At 35.5% G+C, this 21,831-nt stretch carries 17 protein-coding genes; 12 read left to right on the top strand and 5 right to left on the bottom strand.

What is annotated here, in order from left to right; genetic code table 11:
- Positions 1–59 precede the first annotated feature (59 nt).
- The 10 genes from RSC39_RS03230 (at position 60) to lmrA (ending at position 14,688) form a co-directional block, all read left to right on the top strand.
- Positions 60–1,862, top strand: coding sequence for a glycoside hydrolase family 13 protein (locus tag RSC39_RS03230; RefSeq protein ID WP_332535061.1), 1,803 nt, complete (start codon positions 60–62; stop codon positions 1,860–1,862).
- 226 nt (positions 1,863–2,088) lie between these two features.
- Positions 2,089–3,582, top strand: a complete 1,494-nt coding sequence (locus tag RSC39_RS03225) for a peptide MFS transporter (RefSeq protein WP_011835629.1) — start codon at positions 2,089–2,091, stop codon at positions 3,580–3,582.
- A 650-nt stretch (positions 3,583–4,232) separates the two neighbouring features.
- Positions 4,233–5,708, top strand: coding sequence for a cytochrome ubiquinol oxidase subunit I (locus RSC39_RS03220; protein ID WP_011835628.1), 1,476 nt, complete (start codon positions 4,233–4,235; stop codon positions 5,706–5,708).
- Positions 5,708–6,703: a cytochrome d ubiquinol oxidase subunit II gene (gene cydB / locus RSC39_RS03215; protein WP_011675669.1), complete on the top strand. Its 996-nt coding sequence runs from the start codon at positions 5,708–5,710 to the stop codon at positions 6,701–6,703. Before RSC39_RS03220 ends, cydB begins: the two co-directional genes overlap by 1 nt.
- A 222-nt stretch (positions 6,704–6,925) precedes the next feature.
- Complete coding sequence (cydD, locus tag RSC39_RS03210) at positions 6,926–8,677, top strand: thiol reductant ABC exporter subunit CydD (protein WP_332535058.1); 1,752 nt, start codon at positions 6,926–6,928, stop codon at positions 8,675–8,677.
- Positions 8,677–10,398, top strand: coding sequence for a thiol reductant ABC exporter subunit CydC (gene cydC / locus RSC39_RS03205; protein WP_332535056.1), 1,722 nt, complete (start codon positions 8,677–8,679; stop codon positions 10,396–10,398). Before cydD ends, cydC begins: the two co-directional genes overlap by 1 nt.
- Positions 10,399–10,731: 333 nt before the next feature.
- Positions 10,732–11,619, top strand: coding sequence for a MarR family transcriptional regulator (locus tag RSC39_RS03200; RefSeq protein ID WP_332535054.1), 888 nt, complete (start codon positions 10,732–10,734; stop codon positions 11,617–11,619).
- 26 nt (positions 11,620–11,645) lie between these two features.
- A complete protein-coding gene (locus RSC39_RS03195; RefSeq protein ID WP_332535052.1) occupies positions 11,646–12,134 on the top strand; it encodes a flavodoxin domain-containing protein in 489 nt (162 codons plus the stop codon).
- A 15-nt stretch (positions 12,135–12,149) separates the two neighbouring features.
- The gene (locus tag RSC39_RS03190; RefSeq protein ID WP_332535050.1) at positions 12,150–12,824 is read left to right on the top strand and encodes an SGNH/GDSL hydrolase family protein; all 675 of its coding nucleotides are present in this window, start codon (positions 12,150–12,152) and stop codon (positions 12,822–12,824) included.
- A gap of 109 nt (positions 12,825–12,933) precedes the next feature.
- Entirely contained in the window at positions 12,934–14,688 is a 1,755-nt protein-coding gene (gene lmrA / locus RSC39_RS03185) for a multidrug efflux ABC transporter LmrA (RefSeq protein WP_231722475.1), read from the top strand.
- Between the two features lie 19 nt (positions 14,689–14,707).
- On the opposite strand, the gene RSC39_RS03180 is transcribed toward lmrA, so the two are convergent.
- From RSC39_RS03180 to RSC39_RS03165, 4 genes are all read right to left on the bottom strand, one after another.
- Positions 14,708–15,319, bottom strand: a complete 612-nt coding sequence (locus RSC39_RS03180) for a TMEM175 family protein (RefSeq protein WP_332535049.1) — start codon at positions 15,317–15,319, stop codon at positions 14,708–14,710.
- 74 nt (positions 15,320–15,393) lie between these two features.
- Positions 15,394–16,038 carry a DedA family protein gene (locus RSC39_RS03175; RefSeq protein ID WP_332535047.1) on the bottom strand — a complete coding sequence of 215 codons (645 nt, stop codon included), beginning with the start codon at positions 16,036–16,038 and terminating at the stop codon, positions 15,394–15,396.
- A 276-nt stretch (positions 16,039–16,314) separates the two neighbouring features.
- Positions 16,315–18,309 carry an ABC transporter ATP-binding protein/permease gene (locus RSC39_RS03170; protein ID WP_014572963.1) on the bottom strand — a complete coding sequence of 665 codons (1,995 nt, stop codon included), beginning with the start codon at positions 18,307–18,309 and terminating at the stop codon, positions 16,315–16,317.
- A 105-nt stretch (positions 18,310–18,414) separates the two neighbouring features.
- A complete protein-coding gene (locus RSC39_RS03165; RefSeq protein WP_011675679.1) occupies positions 18,415–18,633 on the bottom strand; it encodes a zinc ribbon domain-containing protein in 219 nt (72 codons plus the stop codon).
- 210 nt (positions 18,634–18,843) lie between these two features.
- On the opposite strand from RSC39_RS03165, the gene RSC39_RS03160 reads away from it, so the two are divergent.
- Positions 18,844–19,506, top strand: a complete 663-nt coding sequence (locus RSC39_RS03160) for a YoaK family protein (RefSeq protein WP_003129657.1) — start codon at positions 18,844–18,846, stop codon at positions 19,504–19,506.
- A 28-nt stretch (positions 19,507–19,534) separates the two neighbouring features.
- Here RSC39_RS03160 and RSC39_RS03155 read toward each other — a convergent pair whose 3' ends face one another.
- Positions 19,535–20,521 carry a zinc-binding alcohol dehydrogenase family protein gene (locus RSC39_RS03155; protein ID WP_332535044.1) on the bottom strand — a complete coding sequence of 329 codons (987 nt, stop codon included), beginning with the start codon at positions 20,519–20,521 and terminating at the stop codon, positions 19,535–19,537.
- A 167-nt stretch (positions 20,522–20,688) separates the two neighbouring features.
- On the opposite strand from RSC39_RS03155, the gene RSC39_RS03150 reads away from it, so the two are divergent.
- A complete protein-coding gene (locus tag RSC39_RS03150; RefSeq protein ID WP_332535042.1) occupies positions 20,689–21,798 on the top strand; it encodes a vitamin B12 independent methionine synthase in 1,110 nt (369 codons plus the stop codon).
- Positions 21,799–21,831: the final 33 nt, after the last annotated feature.

Here is a 21,831-nt window from a genome sequence, read left to right as displayed (position 1 = left end):
AATAGAAAGAACTCTCTAATTTTCTATCTTAAACTACTAAAAAATGAAATGAGAATCAGATGTATTACTATAATCCATGGAATTTAGATTATAAGCAACCTTTTGGTGCAGTAAAAGTAGGGCAAGCCATTTTATTGAAATTTGACGCAAATCAAACTCAAGTAGAAGTGAAGTGCATTATTCGACGTGATTTTGGAAAAAGATATGAATTCCTTATGAGCAAGGATGAGTCAGGTTTTTTTACAGTCACTATCCCATTTGATGAAAATGCTGGTCTTTATTTTTACTATTTTGAAATTTTGGAGGGCTCAGATTGGGAACAAAACAAGCGTTTTTATGGGAGTTCTGGAATAGGTGGGGAAGGGCTGCTCTATACTAACGAAAATGATATTAAACCCTATCAGCTGACAGTTTTTGAAAAAGAAGACAAGGCACCAGCTTGGTATCGTGACGCTGTTTTTTACCAGATTTTTCCTGATCGTTTCCATAATGGAAATGAGAATGGGCAAGTCAGCCATCCAAAACCGAATTCTTTTATTTATGGAACTAAATCTGATACCCCTTTTTATGTGAAAGAGGAAAATGGTGATATTGCTCGTTGGGATTTCTTTGGTGGAAACCTAAGAGGAATCATTAACAAAATTCCATATTTAAAAGAACTTGGAATCAATGCCATTTATCTTAATCCAGTTTTTTCTGGGACAAGTAACCATCGTTATGACACCAACGATTATCTAAAAATAGATTCCATGTTAGGAACTCAAGAAGATTTTCAAGAATTAATCAATTTACTTCATCAAGAACAAATGCATTTAGTTTTGGACGGTGTCTTTTCGCATGTAGGTAAAAATTCACTTTACTTCAATATCAATGGAGATTATGGAGATGATGAAGGAGCGGCGAAAAATCCTGACTCCCCTTATTTTGATTGGTTCAAGTTTGAAAATTATCCTTTTGATTATAAATCTTGGTGGGGAATTAAAGATTTACCTGAAATTGATAAAGATAATGAATCCTTTCGTGATTTTATTTATGGTAGGAAAAACTCTGTTTTATCAAAGTGGAATGACTTGGGAATAGATGGTTGGCGACTAGATGTTGCTGATGAATTGCCTGATTCATTTATTAAAGGGATTCGTGAGAATCTTGACCGTTATTCAGAAAAAATTCTAATAGGAGAAATTTGGGAGGATGCTTCTAATAAGATTTCTTATGGAACAAGACGCAAATATATTCTTGGCGGGAGCTTACAAGCTTGTATGAACTATCCGTTTCGTGAGTTAATCATCAATTTATTAAACGGAAATCGCTCATGTCAGGATGTAGCTCATCAATTGATGACTTTGCAGGAAAACTATCCCAAAGATATTTTTTATAATAACTTAAATAATTTGGGAACCCATGATACGGAACGTATTTTAACAATGGTCGGAAAAGAAAATCTGCCATTAGCTGTTTCACTCTTATTTGTTTTACCAGGAATCCCTTGTATTTATTATGGTGACGAAGCGGGACTTTCTGGAGGAAAGGATCCAGAAAATCGTAAATATTTTCCTTGGGATGATATTTCACCAGAAATATATGATTATTATAAGAGTTGGACGAAAAAGCGTCTATTAGAAAATAGTTTGAAAGAAGGAGAATTTTCTAGCTTTTATAGTGACAGACTACTAGGAATTTTGCGCTATACAGATTCAGAAGTTTTTGTCGAGGTGATTAATCCCAGTGAAGATGAAATCAGGATAGATTATTCAAAAATTACTTTTTTACAGAAGTTTGATTTTATACCAAAACTAAAACATTTACTGACAGAGCAAGTGATTAGTGGAAAATCAAACTTAGATTTGAAAATAGAAAGATAAAAATCTGCTTTAGCAGATTTTTTGATTTACTGAAAAGTCTGTCAGTGAAAAATAAAAAAAGCATAAGATTTAAGATAAATCTAATTTTTCACCATGATATAGAATAATATAATACATCGAAAAGTTTGTTATTGTCCCTCTTTTTCCCGCGTTTTTCAAAGAATCTGTATAGGCAAAATTGTTTGACAACTTGACAAGTTGTATAGAAAACTTTATAATATAATCTATGCAAAACTTAAACAAAACAGAAAAAACATTTTTCGGTCAACCTCGCGGCCTATTGACGCTTTTTCAGACTGAGTTCTGGGAGCGTTTTTCTTACTATGGGATGCGTGCCATTCTGGTTTATTACCTCTATGCATTGACAACTGCTGATAACGCAGGTCTAGGACTTCCTAAAGCTCAGGCAATGGCGATTGTAAGTATTTATGGTGCACTTGTCTATCTTTCAACGATTGTTGGGGGATGGGTTGCTGACCGTTTGTTGGGTGCTTCGCGCACAATCTTCTTGGGTGGTATTTTAATCACTTTAGGACACGTCGCTTTAGCAACACCATTTGGTTTATCTTCACTCTTCGTGGCATTATTCTTGATTATCTTAGGAACAGGGATGCTTAAACCCAATATTTCTAACATGGTTGGACATCTATATTCAAAAGATGACTCACGTCGTGATACTGGATTTAATATCTTTGTAGTCGGAATTAATATGGGTTCTCTGATTGCTCCATTGATTGTTGGGACAGTTGGACAAGGTGTGAACTACCACTTAGGTTTCTCACTTGCCGCAATCGGAATGATTTTTGCATTATTTGCTTATTGGTATGGACGTCTTCGTCATTTCCCAGAAATTGGACGTGAACCATCTAATCCAATGGATGCAAAAGCAAAACGTAATTTCATTATTACATTAACGATTGTTCTTATTGTTGCTCTAATCGGATTTTTCTTAATTTATCAAGCAAGTCCTGCGAATTTCATCAATAATTTCATTAACGTTTTATCAATTATCGGTATTGTTGTTCCAATTATTTATTTCGTAATGATGTTTACCTCTAAAAAGGTAGAATCAGACGAACGTCGTAAATTAACAGCTTATATTCCTTTGTTCCTTTCTGCGATTGTCTTTTGGGCAATTGAAGAACAAAGTTCTACGATTATTGCGGTTTGGGGAGAATCACGTTCTAACTTAAATCCTACTTGGTTTGGATTTACTTTCCATATTGACCCGTCTTGGTACCAATTGTTGAACCCACTCTTCATCGTTCTCTTGTCACCTATCTTTGTACGAATTTGGAACAAATTAGGAGATCGTCAACCATCAACCATCGTTAAATTTGGTCTTGGATTGATGTTGACCGGAGCTTCTTATTTGATTATGACACTTCCTGGACTCTTGAATGGGACTTCTGGACGTGCGAGTGCTCTTTGGTTAGTATTGATGTTTGCTGTTCAAATGGCAGGTGAATTACTTGTTTCACCAGTTGGTTTATCAGTTTCAACAAAATTAGCGCCAGTCGCATTCCAATCTCAAATGATGGCAATGTGGTTCTTGGCAGACTCAACTTCACAAGCGATTAATGCTCAAATTACACCAATCTTTAAAGCAGCAACAGAAGTTCACTTCTTTGCAATTACAGGGATTATCGGTATTATCGTCGGAATCATCCTCCTTATTATCAAAAAACCTATTTTGAAATTAATGGGAGATGTTCGTTAATTAGTAAAGGAATGAAACCTATCTTGAAAGATAGGTTTTTTGTATCTTAAAAACAACAAAAGTGTCTTTAAGACTACTATCATTAAAGTAAATTTACAAATCAATCGTTTTTATTCGCGCTTACATTGTGATAGAATGAAGTGTAACGTGGTTTTAAATTATTTGCAGATGTTAGTGCCTTTGTCCAAATGTTCAAAGACATTCACAAATGCCAACATAAATTTTAAAAATCACTTAGTAATTAGATAGAATAGAGGTGAAGCCTATTTTATTTGAGTTTTTTAACTAGTTTTATGAAATTGAAAAGCACGAATCTTCAAGAATGAATATGAATGAATCCTTAGAGAAAGTATAAAAAATCTCTAGGTCTTTTGGTTTTTGACTGCTTAATTAATAGACTAGTGGATAGAACTCAAGATGAAAATGATAAAGTTAATGAATAATTTGATAGGTGTGATAAAATTCTCAGGCTTTTAATTAAAACTGACATTGTTGATTATTAATTATTAATAAAAGGTCTAATAAATTTTATAAACTCTCTTATTTTATTTATTAATAATATCTAAATATTTTCAGAAATGGAAAATATTTTTAAAATAAGATTATATCTATTTGATATATATAGTAAATAAAAAATAAGGAGATAAACAATGCTAACCATTGAAAATCTCGCACGCTTTCAGTTTGCGATGACTACAATCTTCCACTTTTTCTTTGTACCGCTTTCTGTCGGAATGGTTCTCATGACGGCAATCATGGAGACAATCTATGTAAAAACTGGTGATGAAAAATGGAAAAAACGCACGAAATTTTTTGGATCTATTATGCTCTTATCCTTTGCAGTAGGGGTAGTAACCGGTATTATTCAAGAATTTCAATTTGGAATGAACTGGTCGGAATATTCTCGTTACGTTGGGGATATTTTTGGCGCGCCTTTGGCTGTTGAAGCCCTTCTGGCCTTCTTTTTGGAATCTACCTTCCTTGGAGTCTGGATGTTCGGTTGGGATAAGTTAGGAAAGAAACTGCATAATGCAACGCTATGGATTGTATTTGTTGGGACTTTCTTGTCTTCACTTTGGATTTTGGCAGCAAACTCATGGATGCAAAATCCAGTGGGTTATGAAGTAAAAGGTGGACGAGCAACTTTAACGAGTTTCTCGGCTCTTTTGACAAATCCTCAAACAATTTTAGAATTTAGTCACGTGGCAACAGGCTTCCTTGTAACTGGTGGTTTTGTTGTTGCTGGGATTGCAGCTTATCAAATTCTTAAAAATCGAGAAATTGATATGTTTAAACCAGTTTTGCGTTTAGGACTTTTGGTTGCTTTAATTGGTGCCGTAGGTAACTTTGTGGCTGGTGACCAACAAATGATTGAAGTTAAAAATTCTCAACCAATGAAATTTGCCGCAACTGAAGGTGTCTATGAAACGACTCCTGACCCTGCGGCTTGGGATATGGTTGCTTTCTTTAATGAAGCTGACCATAAAGAAGTGTTTGGAATTCAAATTCCTTATATGCTTTCAATTCTAACTTATCACCGTCCTAGTGGTTCTGTTGAAGGGATGAATGAAATTAATGCTCAACTTCAGAAGAAATATCCTGATGTAGCTAAAGAAATTGGAGGGAATTTCTTCCCACCAGTGACTGTACTTTTCTGGACTTTCCGGATTATGGCCGGTCTGTCAATGTTAATGATTCTACTTTCGGCACTGGGTCTCTTTTGGACAAGGAAGAAAAAACCAAGTCTATATAAAAATAAATTTGGTTTACAAGTGTATCGTTGGATGTTATTTGCACCATTTCTTGCGATTACCTCAGGTTGGTTAGTGACCGAACTTGGACGCTATCCTTGGACGGTGTATGGATTGTTCACGATGAAAGATTCAGTTTCACCAAATGTTTCTGTAGGTTCACTCTTGTTCTCAAACATCGTCTATTTCTTCCTTTTCTGCTTCCTTGGGGCTGTGATGGTCTACTTTACTCTTCAACGAATGAGAGAAGGAGTAGAAGGTGCGGAAACAGCTTATGTTTCTTTAGATTCATTTAGTCAAGAAAATTTTGATTCTTCATCTAAAGAAGAAAATGAAATTCAAAAAGAAACTAAAGAGAAAGGAGTGGATGAATAATGACTGGATTACAACTTTTTTGGTTTATTATTGTTGGAGTATTATTTAGTGGCTTTTTCTTCCTTGAAGGTTTTGACTACGGAGTAGGAATGAGTGCAATTACGGTTGCAAAGGATAAACGTGAAGTCGAGCAAGCTATAGGATCAATTGGTCCAGTTTGGGACTTGAATGAAGTTTGGCTTTTGACAGCCGGTGGAGCAATGTTTGCTTCATTTCCTTATTGGTATGCCTCTTTATTCTCAGGTTTCTATCTGATTCTATTCTTAATTTTGGTAGGTTTGATTTTCCGGGGAGTAACCTTTGAGTTTCGTCATCACTCACACACAGAAAAAGGGAAAATGATTTGGACCAAGGTCTTAGGAGTAGCTAGCTTTGCAATCCCATTTCTCTTTGGTTTGATGTTTACGGGTATGATTCAAGGCGTTCCAATGGATGCTAAAGGAAATGTAACTGCGACTTTTACCACTTATGTAAACTTCTTGTCAGTTGTGGGTGGTGTTGCCGTAATGCTCTTGGCTTGGCTTCATGGTTTAAACTATTTAGCTTTGAAAACAGAAGGAGATTTGCGTAAAAGAGCTGCAAAAGTAGCAAACTTCCTCTACTTTGTCCTCTATGCTGGAGAAGTAGTTTTTGCAATCTTACTGGCCGTCTTCACTGATTTCTTTGAAAAACATTTCATTGGAACTTTGCTTTTACTTGCTTTGATTGTGATTTTGACTCTTGTCGCTCATTTATCTGTTCGTTCAGGTAAAGAAATGTCAGCTTTCTTGGCGTCAGGATTGACTTTCATCGCTTTAGTTGCTCTAATCTTCCAAGGAATATTCCCACGAGTGATGATTGCAACCAATCCTGCTCATAGTATTTTGATAAAAAATGCTAGTTCAACAGGTTATACTTTGAAAACAATGACAATCATTACCTTAGCAATCTTGCCTTTTGTTCTTATTTACATGGGCTGGACCTATTATATTTTCAGAAAAAGAATTCAAAAATAAATTATGAGAATAACTGGTTAAGCCAGTTATTTTCAGATTAGTTTTTTAATTGATATAATTAATTAGAGGTAACCATTTATTCTGGTCAGAAAATTTTTCTGACCTAAATTTTTTAGAAAGGAACTGATGCTCTGTTTTTTTTACTGACAGAAATTTTCTTCAATTATTTTTAGATTTTTTCTGTTTGAACAATAAAAAATGTGCTTATCAGTAACTTTAAATATGATTGATAAATCACTTTTTGAACTGCCAGGAGTAAGAAAGATGTTTCCAATTCTTGGAATGTTGGCAGTTCTTCAGTTTATTGCTATCGCTGGGCAAGCCTTGTTTTTGGCTACTGCAATTACTAAACTTTGGCAAGGGCAATTATTTTCTCATGTTATTCCTTGGGTCATGGGCTTTTTAGTCTGCTTTTTGAGCCGAGAAATTATTAATTTTATACGTGCAAAATCTTTGGATAAACTTGCTTACAATTTAGCAACAAAATTGCGCGGAGATATGTTGGATAAATTTTTCCGTTTGGGACCTGTAGCTATTGCAAATCTTGGTTCTGGCTCTGCTGCGACGACAGTTATCACAGGAATTGACCAAGTTGAAAATTATATTAAACTGGTCTTATCTAAGGTTTTAAATATGATGATTGTCCCAATGTTAATTCTGATTCCAGTTTATTTTCTAGATTGGCAAAGTGGAATCGTGCTAACTTTAACTTTTCCTTTTGCAATCATTTTTATGATTTTATTGGGTTATGCTGCACAAGGGAGAGCCGAGCGTCAGTACAAAACATTCCAATATTTATCAAATCATTTCTTAGACTCATTACGTGGAATTTCTACTTTAAAATATTTTGGTCTGTCTAAAGATTATTCTAATTCAATTTATAAAACGTCTGAGGATTTTCGGAAAGAAACAATGGGAGCATTAAGAGTTGCTATGCTTTCAACTTTTGCTCTTGATTTCTTTGCCAGTCTTTCTGTTGCAATAGTTGCACTTTTTTTAGGCTTAAGATTGATGAGTGGAGATATTTTATTATTTCCAGCCCTCGCAGCTTTAATTTTAGCACCTGAGTATTTCTTACCTTTACGTGATTTTGCTAGCGATTATCATGCAACGCTTAACGGGAAAAATGCTTTGGCTGCAGTAAATGAAGTTCTTTCAACTGACGAAAATACCCTATCAGTGCTAAAAGACAGAGTGACTTGGACAGAGGATTCTAGCCTCCAACTGACAGATTTAGCAAAAATTTACGATACTGGACGCGGAATTTCAGAAGTGAATTTGACAGTAAAAGGATTTAAAAAAGTTGCCTTAGTTGGAAGTTCTGGCTCTGGTAAGTCAACCCTTCTTTCTATGTTAGCAGGATTTTTAGAACCTACAGCTGGAAAATTTAAGCTTAATGACCAAACATTGACAAGTTTGACTGATGAAAAGTATCGACAATCTGTTCAATTTATTCCTCAAAAAACTTACATTTTTGCAGGGACTTTTCGTCAAAACTTGGCCTTTTATGAGCCCGAATCAACTGACGAACAAATCAATCAAGCTGCAGAACTTGCTGGTCTAGGAAGTTTACTGAATGAGATTGGGCTTGATGGGCAAATTGGTGCTAGTGGACGGACAATTTCTGGAGGTCAGGCACAGCGTGTGGCTTTGGCTAGAGCTTTTTTGAGTCGCACACGTAATATTTTATTTCTTGATGAGCCAACGGCTCATTTAGATATTGAAACGGAATTAGAAATCAAGGCAAACATTTTACCTTTGCTTGAGAATAAACTCGTTTTTATTGCTACACATCGACTCCATTGGCTTTCATCAATGGATTTGGTCATCGTACTCAATGAAGGCCAAGTTGAAGGAATTGGCACCCATGAACAGCTATTGGCTGAGAATAGTTACTATCAAAAATTGCTCAGTCAAATGCGAGGTGTTGATGATGATAAAAAATTACTGACAGAAAATGGAGGCCATGAATAATGAAATTAAAAAACATTTTATTTGGAAATGATTGGATTTCTCCATTCTTGAAAAAAAATCGTTCGGGGTTTATATTGTCTATTTTCTTAGGAACGATTACAATTTCAATGGCAGGACTTTTAATGTTTAGTTCTGGTTATGTTATTTCAAAATCAGCGACAAAACCAGAAAATATCTTGATGATTTACGTTCCAGTTCTCTTTGTTCGGATTTTTGGGATTGGACGCCCTGTCATGCATTATGTGGAAAGACTAACTTCACATAATTGGATTTTAAAAATCACAAGTCTGCTGCGTAAAAAACTTTATTTACGATTGGAAAAAACAGCAGTGACCTTAGCAGACCGCTATCGTTTGGGAGATTTATTGGGGGTTCTAAATGAAGATATTGGAAACTTACAAGACCTTTTCTTAAGAACCTTGTTCCCAGTTTTGATTGCGGGGAGTCTATCAGTTGCTTTAATTATTGCCGGCGGATTTTTATCTCTGTGGTTTGCCTTTGGTTTAGCAATTTTTCTAGGTTTCTTGATTGTAATTCTTCCTTTAATTTCTCTAAAATTTACTGTAAAACTAGATGAAGAACTTAAAATTTATCGGAATCAACTTTTTTCTCATTTGACTGATGATATTTTAGGATTACAAGACTGGGTCCTTTCTGGTCGAAAAGAAGATTTTTTAACGACCTATCGGGGATCAGAATTATCTGCCAGAAAGATTCAAGCTAAATTATTAGCTTTTGGGCGAAGACGAAATCTCTTTTTACAAGTTGTTTATGGGGCTTTAGTAATATATTTGATGATTTGGTCTTCTGGAATTTTAAAATTAGGGGATGCTCCCAATTATATTGCAGCGGTTAGTTTAGCGGCCTTTCCACTATTTGATGCCTTTTCTCCTTTGTCTGATGCAGTGGTTGAAACAAATCGCTATGGTGATTCAATTAATCGCTTAAATGCACTACCAGACCAAGATGAAGAAATTAGGAGTGAGGAAATCACTAGGACTGATTTGGTCATCAATAATCTACAATTTTATTTTGAAAAAAATAAAAAAATATTCAATGATTTTGATTTAGAGGTTAAAAAGGGTGAACATATTGCGATTCTAGGTCGTTCAGGAGTTGGAAAATCAACCCTTGCCTCTTTGATTCGAGGAGATTTAATTCCGCAAAAGGGAGAAATTACATTTTCAGGTGTAGAACCTTCAAAAGCAAAAAATGTTGAAGAAAAGATAGGTGTGATTAACCAATCTCCATATCTCTTTGCAACAACGGTTCGTTCTAATTTAACTTTGGCAAAACTAGATGCTACTGATGAAGAAATCTGGGAGGCGCTTGAATTAGTCGGACTCCGTAAAATGGTTGAATCGTTGCCACAAAAATTGTTAACGCCAGTTGACGAAGCAGGAGAACGTTTTTCTGGAGGAGAGCGACAACGTTTAGCACTCGCAAGAGTTTTACTGTCAGATGTGGATGTGGTTATTCTTGATGAACCTACCGTCTCGCTTGATCCAATTACTGAAAATCAATTATTAACACTCTTTTTTGAAAGGTTAAGAGATAAATCAATTATCTTTATCACTCACCATTTATTAGGAGTTCACCAAATGGACCGTGTTCTATTTTTAGAAAATGGTTCGATTAAATTTGATGGAAAACCAGCAGTATTGCTGGAAAGTAACCCGACATTTAAGCAACTTTATCAGCTTGATTTAGGAAATGAATAAAATAAAAAATCAGTCTTTGGGCTGATTTTTTTAATTTAGTTAGTTTTATTGTTGACAAAACTAATTAAATGATTTATAATCATTTTTGTTAGTTAATAAATAAATAAACTAACTAATTTTAAAAATCTCTCTCTAAAATAAAAGTTCACTAAACAATAATAAGGGAACTTTTAAAGAGAATAAAAATCTTAAAGGAGAACCAATGCTTAAGATGATAAAAAAATTAATTCAGAAATTCAATTGGTTCATCAGGCTGATTGAACAACCAGATGCGTTACTCGTCTACGCTTTTGATGAACAACTACAACCAATCTAAACTAAGGAGAACAAATTATGTCAGAACAAACAAATAACTTATTAAATTTATTTTCAAAACTATTGCACAATCCAAGCGTTCTATTTGCTTTGCGAGCAGACGGAATTTCAAAACAGATGAAAAATCGAGGAAATCGTAATGGTGCCCAAGGATTACTTGTCGAATTATGGAACAAAGATGGCTTAACAAATGCTGAGATTGCTGAACTGCTTGATATTAAGCCTTCGAGTGTAACGGCTCAAGTTAAACAATTGGAAGAAGCAGAAATGGTTATTCGTAAACAAGATGAAAATGATAAACGGGTCAATCGTATCTTTTTAACAGAAAAAGGACGGGAAGCCCAAGAAACACGAGATACAATGCACAATGATATTTCCGAAACAATTTTTGGTAATTTGACAGATGAAGAACAAGAACAACTGGCAAATCTAATGGAAAAATTAGTAGAAATGAATGATGCACATGAAGATCGAGATTTCCAAAAAATGACACAATTTTTCGGAAACCCATTTATGGAAAATATGATGAATGCTCATGATCGTCATGCTTTTGGAAATCATATGCGCCGTGAAATGCAAAATTGGCAACGTGAAATGCGTCGTTCCTCTCAAGAAATGAAACGTGGTCAAAATCGGATGCGTCGTGATGATCGTTCACAAGCACCATTTGGTGAAGACTGGAAAATTTTTGGAAAACAAATAAAAGAAAATTTCCGCAATAGCTTTGGTAAACGAGATGAAGCAGAGTTTAATGAACATTGGGAACATTTCTCAGATGAAATGAAAAATCGTTTTGGTGATTTTGATGGACATCATCGTCCAGAATTTGATGAATTTGACCCTAGAGCAGGACACTCTGATAAACATGCAGAACCTAAAAAGCCAGAAAACTGGGATGATTTCTAAACAGTAAATAGATTAGGAAGTGAAAGATGAATACACTCATCGCCTACGCTGGAAAAACGGGAAATACAGCAAAATGTGCAAGAAGGTTAGCAATTCGTTTAAAAAATGTGACCCTTGTTGACTTGAATGTTGAAGAAGTTAGTCCCAAGGATTTTGATGCAGTCATTGTTGCTAGTCCAGTATATAGCCATAAATTCGAGCGCTCAGTTCAAATTTTTCTAAGAACTTATCAAAATATCTTAGAAAATAAACTTTTCGCTGTTTTTGTAACGATGGTAGAGTATGGTACTTTTAATAAAGTCATTGCAAAAGAAATTGCTGGACCTTTACGTAAAAATGCAGTAGCGATTGCAAATTTTGGTGGAGAAGTTAATAATTTAACTCCATTTGGTTGGCATGATAAAATCGTTGCAAAATCAATGATTAAGTTAGAATCTAAAAAACACCCCATTGAATTTTTACCAGGAGCTCCTCAAAAATTTATTGAAGAATTAAAAAAAGTAAATTGGGACTAAAAGGAGAAAAGGAAAATGTCAGAAGAAACTAAAGCACTTACGTTAAACCCTCAACTTGAAGCATTTCAAGAAAAACTCCTTGCCCAATATGACAAAGAAAATCTGTCAGCAAAAGAAGGTCAGACTTTATTTGTTGGTTCTTCACTGATGGAAATATTTCCTATTGAAAAGTGGGAAGAAGAGGGAAAGGTCAGATTTTCAAAATACATTTATAATCGTGCAGTTCGCGCTACCACGACCGCATTTTTATTAAAACATCTGGAGAGTCAGATTATTAACCTTGAGCCGTCAAAAATTTTTATCAATATTGGAACGAATGATATCGGATTTGAAGTCCCAGAAGCTGAATTTATGAGCAACTACAATGAAATTTTGACACAAATTGGGGAAAAATTACCGCAAGCACAAGTTTATGTCATGCGCTATTACCCAATCAATACCCTTGATTTTGGGCAAGATTCAGATGAAAAAACTTTGTTTGAAACGAGAAGTAATGAAAAATTTCAAAAAGCATCAGACAAAATTGAAAAACTTGCTCAAAAACATCATTTTCACTTTATTGATGTCAATGATGGCTTATCCGATAAAGATGGCAATTTAAAGAAAGAACTCACTTTCGATGGCGCTCATCTTAATCCAGCTGGTTATAGCATTGTGTTGGAAAACCTCAAAGTTTATTTGGAAGAATGAAAAATAAAAACTGATTTAAGGATAAAAGTGATTGAATTAAGTTCTTTTAGTCTTGAATTTCAATAATTAGAAAAAAGGAAGTAAACAAACAATGGAAAGAGGTCCACAAATGGCCAATCGCGTTGAAGGAAAAGCGGTTGACAAAACATCCATTAAACATTTCGTCAAATTAATTCGTGCAGCAAAACCACGTTATCTCTTCTTTGTGATTGGGATTGTGGCTGGTATCATTGGCACACTCATTCAATTGCAAGTTCCTAAAATGGTTCAGCCACTGGTTAATAGTTTTGGTCATGGTGTAAATGGCGGGAAAGTTGCTTTAGTCATTGCTCTTTATATTGGTTCAGCAGCCGTTTCAGCTATTGCGGCCATCGTTCTGGGGATATTTGGTGAGTCGGTCGTCAAAAATTTGCGAACTCGTGTCTGGGATAAAATGATTCATTTACCAGTAAAATATTTTGATGAAGTTAAAACAGGTGAAATGAGTTCTCGCTTAGCTAACGATACCACGCAAGTTAAAAACTTAATCGCAAATAGTATTCCTCAAGCTTTTACCTCTATTTTACTCTTGGTAGGTTCAATCGTATTCATGCTGCAAATGCAATGGCGTTTAACCCTTGCCATGATTATTGCGGTTCCGATTGTCATGCTTATCATGTTTCCAATTATGACTTTTGGTCAAAAAATTGGGCGGACTAGACAAGATTCTTTAGCAAATTTCCAAGGTATTGCCAGTGAATCTTTATCAGAAATTCGTTTAGTCAAATCTTCAAATGCTGAAAAACAAGCTTCTAAAAAAGCAGAAAATGATGTCAATGCCCTTTACAAAATCGGTGTAAAAGAAGCCGTTTTCGATGGTTTGATGTCGCCAGTCATGATGTTATCAATGATGTTGATGATTTTTGGATTGTTGGCTTACGGAATCTATCTCATCTCAACGGGGGTTATGAGTCTTGGAACTTTGCTTGGAATGATGATGTATTTAATGAATTTAATCGGAGCGGTCCCAACAGTGGCAACTTTCTTTACAGAACTTGCCAAAGCGTCAGGATCAACTGGTCGTTTGACTGAATTACTTGATGAAGAACAAGAAGTCCTTCATCAAGGTGAAAGCCTTGATTTGGAAGGAAAGACCCTCTCTGCTCATCATGTTGATTTTGCTTACGATGATTCTGAACAAATATTGCATGATATCTCTTTTGAAGCTCAACCTAATTCAATTATTGCCTTTGCTGGTCCTTCTGGTGGTGGTAAATCAACCATCTTCTCACTTTTAGAACGTTTTTATCAACCAACTGCGGGAGAGATTACTATCGGTGGTCAACCAATTGATAGTGTTTCTCTTGAAAATTGGCGAAGTCAAATTGGTTTTGTTAGTCAAGATTCAGCGATTATGGCTGGAACTATTCGTGAAAATCTAACTTACGGACTCGAAGGAAACTTTACTGACGAAGACCTCTGGCAAGTTCTTGACCTTGCTTTTGCACGTAGCTTTGTTGAAAATATGCCTGACCAACTCAATACCGAAGTTGGTGAAAGAGGAGTCAAAATTTCTGGTGGACAAAGACAACGTTTGGCCATTGCACGGGCTTTCTTACGTAATCCAAAAATTCTAATGCTTGATGAAGCAACAGCCAGTTTAGATAGTGAATCAGAATCAATGGTTCAACGGGCTTTAGATAGTTTGATGAAGGGACGGACAACTCTCGTCATTGCTCACAGACTTTCAACAATTGTTGATGCTGACAAGATTTACTTTATTGAAAAAGGGGAAATCACAGGTAGTGGGAAACACAATGAACTTGTGGCAACTCACCCACTCTATGCTAAATATGTTTCAGAACAATTGACTGTTGGTCAATAAAATAAAAAAGCTCAACGATTTAAGTTGAGCTTTTTTTATTTTGGCTGCGTACTGTTGCAAAAATCATTTCTCCGGCAGTATAAATGAAGACAAAGGGAGGATAGATAAATGTCAGTATGAAACTGACAATCATTCCGATTTTCCAAAAGGAATGACGTAAATAATGATAGACTTCCATTTGGGCAATCAGTTCGGCTTTTTCCTTTGGGTTGTCCTCAATAAAACATTTTGTCATATAAGTATAAGCAAAGCCCCAGAGGTAAATCATCATGATAAAAAGTAAAGCAGGAGCTTTTGGAGAATGAAGTCCGAAATCATGAAAGAAGTCGATTGTCCGTCCAGCCCAAGCAGATAAAACAGGAAGCATGGATAATGACAAAACCCAGAGCATGCAACTGTGGTAAATCCGACGGCTAATGTTTTCAGCTTGTTGGAGCATGTATTGTTGATTAAACCATGAGGTGGTGACATAGATAAAACTTAAGAGGTAAGCAATCAAATAGACAAGATTATCTCTTAAAAACTCAATAATCCCACCTGTTTTTGGTAATTCAAACTCTAACAACATGATTGTCATTACTACCGCAATAATTGCATCAATAAATCCGGCTAAACGCCCCTTAGATACCATAAAATTCTCCTTTATATTGCCCAATTATAACAAAAGATAAGAAATTTTCATATAAAAAAAATAAGCACGAAGGCTTATTTTTCTGAGTCAGGTGAATAATTTTTATTTTTAGGGAAGAAGCGTTTTTTGACAAAGAGAAGAAGTCCAAGGATAAAGATGATCCCTAGAATTGCAACGACAACTGAAGAGTAAGAATCGAGAATTCCAGCAATCATCTCCCAGTTATCACCTAGTGCGGCTCCAAGTGAAACTAGAACAATGTTCCAAATGAGAGTTCCCAAAGTAGTTAAAATAAGAAAACTAGGAAGTTTCATTTTTGCAGAACCTGCTGGGACTGAAATTAAACTTCTAATCAATGGAATGAAACGGCAGAAGAAAATCGTTGCATATCCTCTCTTTAAAAACCATTTTTCAGCTTTTGTGATGTCTTCTGGCTTAAGGCGAAGAACTTTTCCTAAACGACCTGAAACTAATCTCTCAAGGCGTTCTACGCTCAAAAGACGACCTACGAAGTAGAGTATCAATGCACCAAGCACAGAACCAATAGTGGCTGCGATAATCATGCCGATAATCCCCAGTTCGCTATAAGTAGTCATGAAACCACCGAAAGTTAATATGACTTCGGAAGGAATTGGTGGGAAAATGTTCTCAATCATAATGAGAAAAGCAACACCAAAGTAGCCAAATTGATTCATGACTTGGATAATTATTTCTTGCATTAGTACTCCTTTTATTTGTCTATTAGTTTAATTCTAACATAAGGCTGGAAGGGGTCCAAACAATATAAAGTACAAAAAATAGGCTTTGTCTTTAGGCAAGGTCTATTTTTTGAAATGATTGTTTTCACTGACAGAATCACTAGCAGAGCCGGTTATTCTTTTATTTACTGATAGAAAGTTCATAGCAATTGACTGGATTGTCACAGTCGCTAGAATATTGTTTTGGTTCTGTCAGTAAATGTGAATGACTGACAGAAGCCTTTGTAAGTTGAGTGATTATTCAGAAGCAAGTGCTTCAATTGTATTCAAACGTGCTGCACGACCACTTGGAGCTAAGCTTGCCAAGAGGGCAATCAAAACGGCAATGATGATTGCAAAGATGATGTGACCACCAGAGATTTGAACAATGCTTGCACCTTCAAGGAAGCTACTCAAAACTTTGTTAATGAGGAATTGTCCCAGATAAGCAAATCCAATGGCAATAGCAGCTGATGAAAGACCAAGAATCAAGCTTTCTGCGGTGAATAGACGAGAAATATCTTTCTTACGTCCACCAAGTGCACGGATAACACCAATTTCTTTTGTACGTTCAGCAACACTCATATAAGTTGTAACGACAATCATAAAGATTGAAACAATCAAACTGATACCAGCAATAGCTGCAAGGACATAGCTGACAATGTTAGTAATATTAGTGATTACATCAAGGAATGAAGTAACACTGTAAGTAACAAAAGCTTTTGTTCCATCAATCTTCAAGTCTTGAATATCAGAAGTAGTTGATTTGACATTATCTACTTTATTAACTGTTACTACAGCATAAGTTGCGTCAGTGTCAGCATTAGCAGCTTCAAGAGCAGATTTTACAGTATTATAAGTAGCAATAACGCTGCTAGAAGAACCTGCAGGACCTTGAGGGTCTTTCAAAATACCTGAAACAGTGAATTCTTTTGTCACTTCAACACTTGCGCCAGCAGCTGTTTTAGCTGGAATTTTCAAAGTAATTTTCTTACCGACTAATGATTTATAATCTTTATTTAACTCTTTAGCGTCCTTCGCATAGATTGCAATTTCGCCATCAGCTGGTTTTGAACCAGAAACATAATCATCATTAATATTTGATTGTGTCCAAGTATCAAGTGTAATTAAACCAGATTTAGATTTGTCATTGTTAGTAAGTGTTCCTAAACCAGAAATAGAATAGGTTGGTTCAACTTTTTTGACATTATCTACTTTTTTCAATTTTGAAAGATGATCACTGTCAAGATTGGTAGAAGCATTTCCAAGTTCCTGTTGAGTTTGTTGCAGGGCTTGCTCATTTCCTAACTTATTATCTGTTGTTGTTCGCTTGAAGATGGTGACCACATTTGGATTGACACTCGAAGTGATGGTGTCATTCATATATTTGGTCGCCCCATTTCCTAGTCCTAAGAAGAAGATAACTGAGAAAAGACCGATTGCGGTTCCGATTGCAATTAATAAATTGATTTTCCAAGAGTGTGTAAAGTGTTTAAAGGCCGTTCTGAAAGTATCACGATATGAGAGTGCTTTTGATTGCATTCGTTGATGTGATTCAACAGGGTAAGGCGGTTTTAGACGTTCATCACCTATGATTTGTCCATCAGCCAAACGGATAATTCGAGTTCCATAGTCAGCAACTTCTTGTGAGTGGGTTACGACAATGACTGTTTTACCAGATTGGGCAATTTGACGTAGAAGTGCTAAGACTTCTTTTGTATTTTGTGAGTCAAGCGCTCCTGTTGGTTCATCAGCAAGAATAATTTCAGGGTCAGAAGCCAAGGCACGCGCAATGGCTACCCTTTGTTTTTGTCCACCAGAAAGTTGTGATGGATTTTTCTTACGATGTTCATAGAGTCCAACTTGCTTGGTCAGCTCAATCGCTCTTTCATGACGTTCTTTGTCAGATAAACTAGTCATTTTAAGACTAATTAAAATGTTATCTAAAACGCTCAAATAGCTGACAAGGTTGAAAGATTGGAAGATAAAACCGATAGTATCTCGGCGATAAGCATCCATATCTTTTTCTTTTTTTGTTTTTTGAGCAAGGCCATCAACGATAACGTCCCCCTCATATTTACGGTCAAGCCCCCCAATGATATTCATCAGAGTTGACTTTCCTCCTCCAGATTCCCCTAGGAGACTGACGAAATCACCACGTTCAAACTCGAGGTCGATTCCTTTGAGGACAGGAAATTCTTCTTTTCCAAGAAAATAAGATTTCCTAATATTTTTTAATTCCAAAACGGCCATAAAGACTCTCTTCCTTTTCTTAAAGTATGTACTTTACATTATAACTTAATTTTCTTAAATAAAAATAAGACTTAGGTCTTATTTTTAATTTTATTGACTTCATCATCAACCATTCAACAGAAAATCTAAAATATTCATTCCGTTGCTTGTCTGTGATTTATAGAGTTCAGTGTACCCGCATTGAGAACAAGAAATCGTAATAAATTTTTTGTTTTGCACATCAAAAAGCTTTGAAAAATTTCCACCAGTTGCTTGAAGCTGGTCTTCTTCAAAATTATGATTGCCACATTTGATACAAGTATATTGTTGTTGATAACCGTTCATTTTAATTCCTCCTCATTTTGAACTGGGAATGCTTTTGGAAAGCTAATCGTTTAAATCCATTATAACTCAAAAAACATTATTCTCTTAATCTTTTGAATCCGCTCTATTATTTTATATATTCCTTAAAATCATCAAAATCAAAATAAAAAAGTTAAATTTGCTTCATAATTGAAAAGCAAAGAGAATAAGCTTTGTGATATAATTCTAATTATGGATAGACAAGTTAAGGAAAAACTGCGGATAGCATTAATTTTTGCTTTGAACGCAGGATTTATGGATGGCTTCTCATTCTTTCATTTTAATGACCGTTTTATTGGGGCACAATCAGGGAATGTAATTCAAGCAGGAATTAATATTGCCAAAGGAGATTTTGCTCGATTTTGGGATTTTGCGATTCCGATTATTTTCTTTATATTAGGGGTAATGACTCGCGGTTTTTACTCTCATTATTTGATGAAGCGACGTCGTTTTGATGCTTCTTATTTGCTTTTGGTTCAATGGTTAGGTGTGACTATTTTTGCCTTAGCTTATGGCTTAGGCTTGAAGATTCCTGTTTCGTTTTATGTTGGAATTTTTTCTTATTTTATGGCAATTCAATATGATACCTTCACCAAGGTTCACGGACGAGCTTACGGAAGTATCTTTATGACAGGTAATATGAAGTCTATGTCAGCAAATCTTGCACAGTATATTATTACCAAAGACAAACAAAAACTTCGTTCAGTCGGTATCTATGCAGCGCTCATCAGTATTTTCTTTGCTGGAGCAGCAATAGCAACCCTTGCCGGGAATTGGTTTGGAAGTTGGACAATGATGGGCTCTACTTTCATGATAGGGGCAGTTTATTTAATTGTTCGTTTTGATGAAATTTAAAAATCCTCAAAAATGAGGATTTTTTTGTTCAAGCGAGAACAATTTTTCCGATAGTATGATTTTCTTCAATAAGCTCATGAGCTTTTCTGACATTGTCAGCAGTAAGAGCACCTAAATTTTGAGTCATTGTGCTTGTAAGCGTGCCATTATCTAGCCATTCAGAAACTTGATTTAATATGTCATGCTGACTTTGTAAATCATCAGTGTCTGAAACCACTTTAGTAAACATCCACTCAAAGTTAAAACGAGCAGATTTATGAGCCAGTGTATCTAAATTAATAGCTTGCCCTGGTTCAACAATATTTGCAATCGAACCTTGAGGAGCAATTAACTCATTTACTGCAGGCATATGTTCAACAACAGCATTTAATATTAAAATATAATCAACAAACTTAAAGCCAAGCTCATGAACTTGAGGTACCAGATTTTCATGATGATTGACGGTATAATCGGCGCCAAAATTCTTGACCCATTCAATGGCTTGGGGATTTGATGCCGTAGCAATCACTGTCAATCCGGCATTTTTTGCCATTTGAATTGCTACTGAGCCAACACCACCTGCACCATTAATAATGAGGAGTGATTTTCCTTTAGATTCATCAGTCACTTCTAGTTTTTCAAAGAGAAGTTCATAGGCAGTCAAACTTGTTAGAGGCATAGCGACTGCTCTTTCTTTGGCCAAATTTTTGGGAGCAAATCCAACAATTCGTTCATCAACTGCTTGAAATTCAGCGTTTGAACCCGCTCGTGTGACATCTCCAGCCCAAAAAACAGAATCTCCAACTTTAAAAAATTTGCTTTGACTGCCAACTTCGACCACAGTTCCCAATCCATCCCAACCAAGAATTTTTGGCTGAGTTAGTGTCCCTTTGATTGATTTTCGAACTTTTGTATCGACAGGATTGATTGAAATGGCTTCAACTTTAATTAGTAAATCATGTGGTCTTAAGATTGGCTTTTCTATTTCAAAGTCAATAAAATTTCGACCAGAGTCAACTGTTCCGATTGCTTTCATTTTTCTACCTCACTTATAAGTAAAAGTGTATACCAGTGTGACTCCTAAGTCAATCACTTGAATTTAATATTATATATTTTCATCACAACATTAAAAATTTCTAAGACCAAAGAAAAAAGGCTTTGTTACAATGGAGAGAGTTAAACTAATAGAATCTAGGTAAACTCATGACAAAAACTTATAATCATTATCATTTTGACCACGTTGGAAGCTTTCTTCGCCCAAAAGCCCTAAAAGATGCACGTTCGGCTTATTCCGAAGGTCAACTTTCACTGACAGATTTAAAAAAAGTTCAAGAAGTGGAAATTGAGAGACTGGTAAAAGAAGAAGTAAAGGTTGGTCTTAAAGCTGTAACTGATGGGGAATTTAATCGTTCGTGGTGGCATTTAGATTTTCTCTGGGGACTAAATGGAGTTGGAGCTTATGAACAAGAAGCTTCTTATAAATTTCATGGAGCAAAAACAAGAACGACTAATATTGAACTGACAGGAAAAGTAGCCTTTAATCCAGAGCATCCTTTTTTTGCTGATTTTGAATATTTGAAAAGTATTTTACCAGAAGGAGTTGAACCTAAAGTTACGATTCCATCGCCATCATTAATTCCGAATCGTGATGGTCGTTCAGATCGCTGGCCTGAGTTTTATGGAAGTTGGAAAGAGTTTTTAGATGATTTGGCTCAAGCTTATCATGAAACTTTGCTTCATTTTTATGAATTGGGCGCCAGATATATTCAATTAGATGATACAACCTGGGCTTATCTTATTGCACGTTTGTTAGATGATCCTGAAAATCATGAAAAATATGTCAAAATGTGTGAAGATATTGTTTATGTTGTCAACAAACTTTTACAAGACTTACCGGAAGATTTGAGAGTTTCGACTCATATTTGCCGTGGAAACTTCAAATCAACTTATCTTTTTGAAGGTTCCTATGAGCCTGTCGCAAAATACTTGGGACAACTTAACTATGATACTTTCTTTTTAGAATATGATGATGCTCGCTCAGGCTCTTTTGCTCCTTTAGCCGAAATCTGGAATCAAAGAAATGATGTATTAATTGTTCTTGGACTATTCACCTCAAAATATCCAGAGCTTGAAAAATATGAGGAAATTAAAGCACGTTTAGATGAAGCTCTTGAATCTGTGCCTCTCAAAAACTTAGCCCTTTCAACACAATGCGGATTTGCCTCAACAGAAGAAGGAAACTCGTTAACACAAGCAGAGCAATGGGTAAAATTGGCACATATAAAAAATATTGTGGATAAAATTTGGGAGTAAGAGATAGCTCCAAAACTTAGCGTTTGATAGTGA

It is taken from the genome of Lactococcus sp. (genome assembly GCF_036648155.1).
In the GTDB taxonomy this organism is placed as follows: Bacteria; Bacillota; Bacilli; order Lactobacillales; family Streptococcaceae; genus Lactococcus; species Lactococcus cremoris.
This window is presented reverse-complemented; position numbering and strand designations above follow the sequence as displayed.